We start from the raw sequence: 8,827 nt of genomic DNA, 5'->3' as shown, positions 1-8,827 counted from the left end.
CGAGACCGCGCGAGCCGTCAACAGCGCCCGCAGCGCCGCGACCGGCTCGTCCTGCTCGACGAACGTCCCGCCCGCACACGAAGACTCGAGACAGACATACCGCCGCTTGACCCACACCAAGGCCACCAGGCAGCCGAACGATAGCGCATCGACCAGCCTGACCTGGGCACGGTCACGGACGTAGACCACGACACCACAGACCGGGCAGCCGACCACATCCAGGACCGGATCCACCCGGACCACCAGCCGACCCCGCCCCTCGTCCTCGACAACCTCAAGCACACGCACCCCGGACAGACCCAACCAGGCCTCACACGACGAGCACAAACCAGACGCAGGGCACAGCAAAGTAGAGTCAGTCACAGTCGAGGTCCTTAACGAACAGAGGGGGTAGAAGTCCTCTGATCCTGCCAGGGGCCTCGACCCTTACCCCCACCCGAGCACCGAGCACACCGCCGAACCCAACCCACACTCAAGTCCCAAGAGCCGCATATTGACATGATTCGAGCAGTGCGAGCCGGATTTATAGCCATTCAGGAAGCAAATGATGCCGTGCGGCAATTGGGACGTCTGATTGAGATTTTAGGATCCCTTAAAGGAACCATTCCCGACCCATCAAAACAAGACAAACTTTTCGTGCCAATTGGAATTAATGGTCGTGTTGTGTATCAGATAAAGCTTAGCGGAAATGCGACATTAAAGATATTTCTTACTGTGAAGAGATGAGGAAATATGTTGCGCGAAGAATTCTCGCCAGCACGCCCTTTCTGGGAGATTGAAACTATTGAAGAATATCAAGCGGTCCGTAAAGTTCTTGAAAAAAGGTTTAGCGAAACCATAAAAATTATTAGGTTTGCGCTGGAAGAAGCTGACCCCATGGAAATGGTCTACCCAGATAACCCCAACGAGTATGACGATGTTATTTTCGAGGCTCTGATTATACTTTCGAAATTAGGCGGACTCTGTGCATTAAATTCCCATAAAGTGTGTGAAGAATTCCTCAAGGAAAGCATTGCTCGCAGATTCGGCGAAGATCCAAATGAGGAACGACTTCGGCGTGCCGCTCAGCTACTCAGTGAGCAAATAAAAAATAGAACCAGGATAACAACAGGGTGTTATTCACGAGCATAATCATCCCTTAAGTGAAGATCTCCAAACTTGCAGGTCATGAGCATCTTCGACGCGCGTAACGCGCAAGATCTCATCGCTCGTAAATAACGTCCTATGACAATTAGCTTGCATTCTGAATATTCAGGTGAAGTCATTGACATACTACCTTGGGGAGCTAGGGTGCTCTTAACTAACGGAGCTAACGTGATGGTGGATAAATTTAAAATTGACTCTAAATTATCTCTAGGCCAGATCGTCACCGTAGTTGTGCTCGATGAGCTTCGCTCTCCAGCAAGGGCGAGCACGCTCCAGTCTGACCGAGAAATAGCGGCCCAGAAACGTCGATCCAGCACAGTAAGTAAAACCAGGGATGAATGATGGAGTATGACTTATTATTAAGGGCATTATTCACGAGTGATGAGATCTTGCACAACACGCGCGCCGGAGATACTCCTGACCTGCTCATGAATAACTCCCTTAATGAGGAAATATGTCCCCTGTGGATCGGATCAGCATTTTCTACACCCCACGAGTCGTCGGTGTCATCGTGAAGCTGATTTAGCTCACGCGCTCCAAGTCACGTTGAATCCCTCACCCCGAGGAAAATATCACCTAGGCCCGCAACACCACACTCTACGGACACCCCCACAACCCCGTCCCCAACCCCACCACCTGGACCGACCCCTGAGGGCTCACCCCCCAAGAATACAAAACTAACAAGAAGCAATTTAGCGTCAAAGAAAGAATGAGAAGGGCAGGCCCTGGCGAAAGAAATGGCCTACCTAATAAGGGAAAGATTCGGTACGTGCCACCCCCCCGATTACAACCCCGCCGAACGTCTCCCCACAGGACCGAACGGTGGATTCCTGGATCGATTCTATAATGAGTGTCTACCCGGCCCATCACGCACGGCGGGAGAGCCATTCGAGTGGGATGTGCAACTTTCGCGAAAAGGAAAAGCGATGATTGGGCATCTATCAAGAGATAATGCGCATGTTAATGTATCACTGAAAGGAATTGTGACTCATTAAAATGGAACCTCTTGAATTTGGTGAATTGGTTGTCCCAATCGCGGGATGCAAGTTGCCACAAGGGCTAGGAATAATAAGTGGCAGGGCGGAAGGAGATGGTTACTGGTCATACGCCGTCGGCATCGGAGGCAGAGTTTACAGTGCTTCGAGATCGGACCTTATACCCTTAGGATATGTCGTCAGCAGAATGGTTACTCATGGCAGCGATGAAGATCTCATCCATAATTATGGCAATCTGATACATAAAGTTCGTAATAGCAGGGACGGCTTGCGTGATAATCCCAGAAACTCTAGCCCTGCTATTTAGCAATTTTCACAAGATAACCAGACATATGGCTGTTCTGACAACGAAGTTGCCGAAACATTAGGGCGTTGTTCACGAGATCCTCAGTAGCTTGCATTCTTGGCATAACCCAGTATGGGGTGGCCTCACTCCATCTCGTTCCCGGGTTATTCGCTGAGGGCCCTTTCGCAGCTCTGCGGTGAGGTTTGATCGTCGTCTTGTTGATCACGGCGTATTCCCTCCCGGCTCTCAGCTCCCAGTATCGCCCTGACCTGTAGCAACAGCAGCGCTGAGCGTCGTACCGTCATCTGCACCACACGCCTCGGTCTCGACAACCTTCGACGTACCTGAGGTAAATCGCTGCGCACTCCCCGACGCACACCTAGTCTGGAAGTGCTCAACCCAGGGCTGTCGTCCAAGGCGGCCCGGAGCGCCCCTGTGGCGTCGATATCGGAGGCTGGCCAATGGAGGCCGTTCACACGACCGAGGCGACGACCGAGCCGGTCACAGACCGACTCGGCAATGGTGCTCTGGCGTCTCCAACTCAACACTCACCGTTGTCTGCCCAAGTGGACATGCCGGTGAGGGTGGTCACCGGTCATTACGGCAGCGGTAAGACCGAGGTCTGCGTGTCCCTGGCCATGCAGCTCGCTCAAGCAGGTCATCATGTCGCGGTCGGTGACCTGGATATCGTCAACCCCTACTTTCGATCCCGGGAACAGGCCGAAATGATGGAAGCCGCCGGGGTGCAGGTGGTCAGTTCCTCTCTGGGGCACAATCTCACCTTGGATCTTCCGGCGGTCTCTGCGCGAATTCGAGTCCCGTTGGCCGACCCGACATGCGAAACGATCCTCGACGTCGGCGGCAACGGGATCGGCGCGAAAGTCCTGGTGGAATTCGCTGCTGATATTCAACGACGGACATACGAGGTGCTCCTCGTCGTTAACGCCTACCGCCCTGAGACCAGGGATGTTGCTGGAGTTGTGGCGCACCTGAATCAGATTGAGGCGTGGTCAACGTTGTCGTGCACCGGGTTGATCAGCAACACCCACCTGCTGCGGGAAACCGGAGTGGATGACGTCCTGGCCGGGTACCGACTCACCAAAGCAGTCAGCGACGAGACTGGCCTGCCGGTGCGTCACGTGTGTGCTTTACCGCACGTCCTGGCGCAGATCGAGGAGGAGATGGACGGGGACGTCCTGCCCATCGGCATGTTCATGCGTGACATCTGGATGTGAAGGAGGCACGACGGATGGCAACCAAGGGAACAGTGGTCTTCGACCACGATGTGTGCAAAGGCTGTGGCTTATGTGTCACAGCGTGTGGTGTGCACGTCTTGGAATTGGACGAGCAGTCGATCAACGCGATGGGTTACCACCCGGTCCGGTTGACCGACCCGGAGACCTGTAATGGCTGCGCGAATTGCGCTGTCATGTGCCCGGACCAGAGCATCACCGTCTCGAAGGAGAAGCGCACCGATGCCTAAGACACTCATGAAGGGCAACGAGGTCATCGGGGCCGCCGCCATCAACGCCGGTTGCCGGTTCTTCTTCGGCTACCCCATCACCCCACAGACTGAGTTGCCCGAATACATGGCAGCACATCTCCCGCACATCGGCGGCACGTTCGTGCAAGCCGAAAGCGAGGTTGCCGCCATCAATATGGTGTACGGCGCCGCGGGGAGCGGGGCCCGATGCATGACCAGTTCGTCCTCTCCCGGTATCGCCCTCAAACAGGAAGGCATCTCCTACATCGCGGGAGCGGAGCTGCCGTGTGTGATCGTCAACATCGTGCGTGGCGGTCCCGGGTTGGGAGGGATCCAGCCGGCGCAATCGGATTACAACCAAGCCACTCGTGGTGGCGGTGACGGCGACTACAAACTGTTGGTCTATGCCCCAGCAACATTGCAGGAACTCGCTGATCTGGTACAGATCGCCTTCGATAAAGCTGACTACTACCGTAATCCCGTCATGATCATCGGTGACGGCATGCTCGGGCAGATGATGGAGCCAGTTGAACTGCGCAACGACCTGCCGAAGATGGACCTCCCTCCGAAAGACTGGGCCACCACCGGGACGCAGGGCGTACGAGAACCAAACATCATCAACTCTCTCTTCTTGAAGCCAGAGGAGTTGGAAACCCATATTCATCACTTGTTCGACAAGTACGACGAGATGCGGCTGAAGGAGCCAATGGCGGAACGCTACCGACTTGATGGCGCCAAGATCGCTATTGTCGCATATGGCACAACATCTCGAATTGTCAAGAGCGCCATTGAGATTTTGGAAGAAGACGGGATCCGTACCGGGCTGTTGCGGCCGATTACCCTATTCCCATTCCCCATGTCGGAGTTCCTCGAGCTGCCTGCCAGCGTCGAACACCTCCTCGTCGTGGAGATGAGCATGGGCCAAATGATTGACGACGTACGGATCGCCAATGAAGGCCGGTTGCCTATCAGCTTTGTCGGCCGCACCGGCGGCATGATCCCCACGCCGCGGTTGATCGCTGACAAGGTCAAGGACATCCTGGAAGGAGATCTGCGGTGACTGTCGTTTTTGAACGCACCCCCGGTCTGACCGAACGCAAGACGCACTACTGCCCAGGATGCACCCACGGCATCATCCACCGCCTGGTCGGTGAGGTCCTCGTTGAATTAGGGGTGCTCGGACAAACCATCGGGGTCGCACCAGTGGGGTGTTCAGTGTTGGCCTACGACTACTTCAACTGTGACATGCATGAAGCAGCTCACGGACGTGCCCCAGCAGTGGCCACAGGTATCAAACGGGTCCTGCCGGACAATGTTGTTTTCACCTATCAAGGTGACGGCGACTTGGCATCCATCGGCACCAGCGAGATTGTCCACGTCGCCCATCGTGGGGAAAAAATCACCACCATTTTCGTGAATAACGCGATCTACGGCATGACGGGCGGACAGATGGCGCCGACCACTCTCATTGGTCAGCGCACCACTACCTCTCCCACCGGGCGGGATGCCGCGACCACCGGCTTCCCGTTGAAAATGTCGGAGATGCTCGCCCAAGTCCCAGGCGCGGTTTTCGTCGAACGGGTGTCTGTGCATAACCCCGTCTACGTGCGTAAAGCCAAGCGAGCCATCAAACGGGCCTTCGAGGTGCAACTCGCCGGTCAAGGCTTCGGGATTGTCGAAGTGCTGTCCAGCTGTCCCACGAACTGGGGCCTCGACCCCAACCAAGCTTTGAAGTGGCTGGAAGAAAATATGATCCCGTATTACCCGTTAGGTAATTTGCGCGATCCGAAGAAAGAGGGCTGAACGGTGCGTACCGAAAAGTGCATCATGTCCGGCTTCGGTGGCCAAGGCATCATGATGATGGGTCAGTTGATTTCCCAGGCTGGTATGGATGATGGGCATCAGGTGTCCTGGTTGCCGTCGTACGGTCCGGAGATGCGTGGTGGCACGGCGAACTGTTCGGTGATTGTCTCCTCGGCGGACATCCCCTCCCCCGTCATTGACCACGACGCGACCAGTGTCATCATCATGAACCGGCCGTCGCTGCCAAAGTTCCTCCCGCACGTCCAACCCGGCGGCTGTGTCCTCGTTAACAGTTCCCTAGTGCCGGACACGGTGGACCGCGATGACGTGAAGGTGGTGTATGTCCCCAGCAACGAGATTGCCAACGAACTAGGCAACTTGAAGATGACCAACATGGTCATGTTGGGAGCGTTCATCGCGGCGACCCGCTGTGTCTCCCCCGAGGCATTGCTGCACTCCCTTGAGGTCAAACTCGGTGCCCGAAAAGCCCACCTGATGGAAGGGAACAGACTCGCTTTTGACCGTGGCGCTGACTGCGTCACCTCACCAGCTCTCACCTGACCCGCACGGTCCCCCCTTCCCTGCGGTGATGCCCGTACGACGTGCGGGCCGTTGCCCCGTTCTTCCCACACCAGGTCCGGTCCCGATCGTCCCCGCGGCGACCGGGACCGGACCGCGTCCGGGGCGACCACCGCCGGGCTACGTCCTTGGCGACCACTTACCATAGTGAGCATGCCTGATGCCTCCGGAATGCGTTTTCACAGCCGTAAATGGGTCAAACCGGAGGATCTCAACGCCAACGGCACGATCTTCGGTGGAGCCCTACTCTCCTGGATCGATGAAGAATGTGCGATCTACGCGATCCTCCAGTTAGGCAACGAACGGTGCGTCACCAAATACATGTCGGAGATCAACTTCGTCTCTAGCGCGTGGCAAGGAGACCTCATCGAGTTAGGTGTGCAAGCGGTCGCGTTCGGGCGGACATCTCTGACCTTGCGTTGCGAAGTCCGCAACATGGTCACCCGGCAGACGATCATCAAGATCGACAAGATCGTCTTTGTCGGCCTCGATGAAGACAGTCACCCCATCGAGCATGGCTATGACACTGTCACTTTCGACCGTGATCGCATTCCGCGTCGACATGCCCCGATCCCTCGTGCTCCGATTCCGCAGGATTCGCGGGTGGGTTCAGCTGTCACCGACGTCGATGGTGGTGCGCTGTGAGCTCCGACCTTCCTGATGTCGCCCAGCATTACTTCAGCGCTGACCCGGCTGGACCTGACGAACGCCGTACTATCACGGTCCGGTTGGCTGGGCGGGATGTCAGCGTGCACACCTCCACCGGGGTGTTTTCGGGAGACCGACTGGATTTAGGCACATCGGTGTTGTTACGGGAAGTTCCTCTGCCACCGGCGCAGGGCACGTTCCTAGACCTCGGATGTGGCTGGGGACCGATCACGTTATCGCTGGGGTCGCTGGCACCAGCAGCAACGGTGTGGGCGGTGGACGTCAATGCCCGAGCGCGGATGTTGACTGCTGACAATGCTCGCTCTATGGGGTTGGAACGGGTGCAGGTCGCCGCCCCAGATGATGTCCCAGATTCGGTAACTTTCGACCTGATCTGGTCGAATCCACCGATCCGAATCGGGAAAAATGCCCTGCACGTGATGCTGCACTATTGGCTGGCTCGGCTGGCACCTGGCGGCATCGCGTATCTCGTAGTCCAACGCCATCTCGGCAGCGACTCCCTGCAAGCTTGGCTGGCGGGGACTCTCGGCTCTGCATATGAGGTGGGTCGGCTCGCCTCTGCTAAAGGCTTCCGCGTGTTGTCCGTACGTCGGCTGGACCCGGACCAGTTGACCTCTGCGTGAGCTGCACTCTTTGACGAAGATCGCTGCAGGTAACAGCAACAACTGTGTGCAAATGCGAAAATCGGTGGAGTCTTGGTCGACGGTACGAGCTGATCGTGTGCCAGAGCTGTGATCGACAGGTTGAACTACTGCCGTCTCCGCAACCACCAATACACCCCACCCACGAGCGCGCTACCCACACCCACCACACCCACAATCAGACCCACCGAGGCACCACCAGCAGGCTCAGCCGACATTGCAGGCGACCCACTGGGCCTCGCCGGACTCTGCGCATCAGGTTTATACGACGGGTCCCACAACCCCATCGATTTCACCCCAAAAATTTCTCTGTGAGAATTAAAAGCTTTATCATCCATTTGCCCCAAGGGGTTCGAATCGACTTTGGGAACATCAGCCGTCAACGCCGCAGCAGCATCCACCACACCCCACCCACAATCCGGGGTTGGCACAGGACCACTACCACTTTTCTTCGCCGTCTTAATAACCCTGTTAATCACATTCGCCGCATCCATCTCCGGATACTTCGCACGCACCGCAGCAACCACACCCGTCACCACCGCCGTCGCTACCGACGTCCCCATCTCATCCTCATACCCCCCACCAGGAACAGCCTGCGGCACCTTCACCTCCGGCCGAGATGACGTCGCAAACGGCCCACACACCCCCACACCCTGCGAATACACCCCTTTCAACTCATTTCGCTTAGGCTCCCCCCAGGTGGACAGCTCATGTCGTTGCAGATTCTCGGTCACACCCCCCACCAAAAGAGTCCCGAATACCCTACTCCAACCTGCATGTATTTTTTTTCCATCATTCCCAACAGCGGCAACCAAAACAACATCTTTAGACTCAGCCAACGCCACCGCAGATTCCAACTGCTTCCCACTCCCCCCAATCGACAAATTAATCACCTTCGCCCCAGCCTCAGCACAATACTTCACCGCCTCAGGTATCGGATCACGCCGGATATCATCACCCCACGACACACTGATCAGCGTCGCCTTAGGAGCCGCCCCAATAATCCCCGCAGACTTACCCGGACCATGACCCGTCCCTGAAATATACGCCGCCATCCCCGTCCCATGCGCCCCCCGATAATCCTTATACGGCTTCAACCCATCAGGCGTCCCACCACCAGACATATCCTTCCCACCCGCAAACGTCACATCCCGCAAATCAGGATGCGTCGGATCAACACCACTATCCACCACACACACCTTCACCCCCTCCCCCTGCGACATCT

General features: G+C 56.6%; 11 protein-coding genes and 1 pseudogene. 10 read left to right on the top strand and 2 right to left on the bottom strand.

The features are described from left to right. Positions 1-363: pseudogene (locus KEM60_RS15450) on the bottom strand (ISL3 family transposase); the annotation flags it as partial. Positions 364-498: 135 nt separating this feature from the next. Between KEM60_RS15450 and KEM60_RS15445 the strand changes: the two are divergent. The 10 genes from KEM60_RS15445 (at position 499) to KEM60_RS15400 (ending at position 7,584) form a co-directional block, all read left to right on the top strand. After that, positions 499-726 (top strand): hypothetical protein, encoded by a 228-nt coding sequence (locus tag KEM60_RS15445; protein WP_219108875.1) that lies wholly within the window; start codon positions 499-501, stop codon positions 724-726. A gap of 6 nt (positions 727-732) precedes the next feature. After that, positions 733-1,131 (top strand): hypothetical protein, encoded by a 399-nt coding sequence (locus KEM60_RS15440; RefSeq protein ID WP_219108873.1) that lies wholly within the window; start codon positions 733-735, stop codon positions 1,129-1,131. A 752-nt stretch (positions 1,132-1,883) separates the two neighbouring features. Then, on the top strand, positions 1,884-2,141 hold the full coding sequence (locus KEM60_RS17055; protein ID WP_219108871.1) for a polymorphic toxin type 17 domain-containing protein: 258 nt from the start codon (positions 1,884-1,886) through the stop codon (positions 2,139-2,141). A gap of 747 nt (positions 2,142-2,888) precedes the next feature. Next, positions 2,889-3,662, top strand: a complete 774-nt coding sequence (locus tag KEM60_RS15430; protein ID WP_219108869.1) for a hypothetical protein — start codon at positions 2,889-2,891, stop codon at positions 3,660-3,662. Between the two features lie 14 nt (positions 3,663-3,676). Continuing rightward, complete coding sequence (locus tag KEM60_RS15425) at positions 3,677-3,910, top strand: ferredoxin family protein (RefSeq protein ID WP_219108868.1); 234 nt, start codon at positions 3,677-3,679, stop codon at positions 3,908-3,910. After that, complete coding sequence (locus KEM60_RS15420) at positions 3,903-4,970, top strand: 3-methyl-2-oxobutanoate dehydrogenase subunit VorB (protein ID WP_219108866.1); 1,068 nt, start codon at positions 3,903-3,905, stop codon at positions 4,968-4,970. Before KEM60_RS15425 ends, KEM60_RS15420 begins: the two co-directional genes overlap by 8 nt. Beyond that, the gene (locus KEM60_RS15415) at positions 4,967-5,713 is read left to right on the top strand and encodes a thiamine pyrophosphate-dependent enzyme (RefSeq protein ID WP_219108864.1); all 747 of its coding nucleotides are present in this window, start codon (positions 4,967-4,969) and stop codon (positions 5,711-5,713) included. Before KEM60_RS15420 ends, KEM60_RS15415 begins: the two co-directional genes overlap by 4 nt. A gap of 24 nt (positions 5,714-5,737) precedes the next feature. After that, a complete protein-coding gene (locus tag KEM60_RS15410) occupies positions 5,738-6,274 on the top strand; it encodes a 2-oxoacid:acceptor oxidoreductase family protein (protein WP_219108862.1) in 537 nt (178 codons plus the stop codon). A gap of 171 nt (positions 6,275-6,445) precedes the next feature. After that, complete coding sequence (locus KEM60_RS15405) at positions 6,446-6,937, top strand: acyl-CoA thioesterase (protein ID WP_219108860.1); 492 nt, start codon at positions 6,446-6,448, stop codon at positions 6,935-6,937. Further along, complete coding sequence (locus KEM60_RS15400) at positions 6,934-7,584, top strand: class I SAM-dependent methyltransferase (RefSeq protein ID WP_219108858.1); 651 nt, start codon at positions 6,934-6,936, stop codon at positions 7,582-7,584. Before KEM60_RS15405 ends, KEM60_RS15400 begins: the two co-directional genes overlap by 4 nt. Positions 7,585-7,709: 125 nt before the next feature. Here the strand turns inward: KEM60_RS15400 and KEM60_RS15395 are convergent. Beyond that, the coding region (locus KEM60_RS15395; RefSeq protein WP_219108856.1) for a S8 family serine peptidase at positions 7,710-8,827 on the bottom strand (1,118 nt) is incomplete at its 5' end.

The organism is Austwickia sp. TVS 96-490-7B (assembly GCF_019331795.1).
Classification (GTDB): domain Bacteria; phylum Actinomycetota; class Actinomycetes; order Actinomycetales; family Dermatophilaceae; genus Austwickia.
This window is presented reverse-complemented; position numbering and strand designations above follow the sequence as displayed.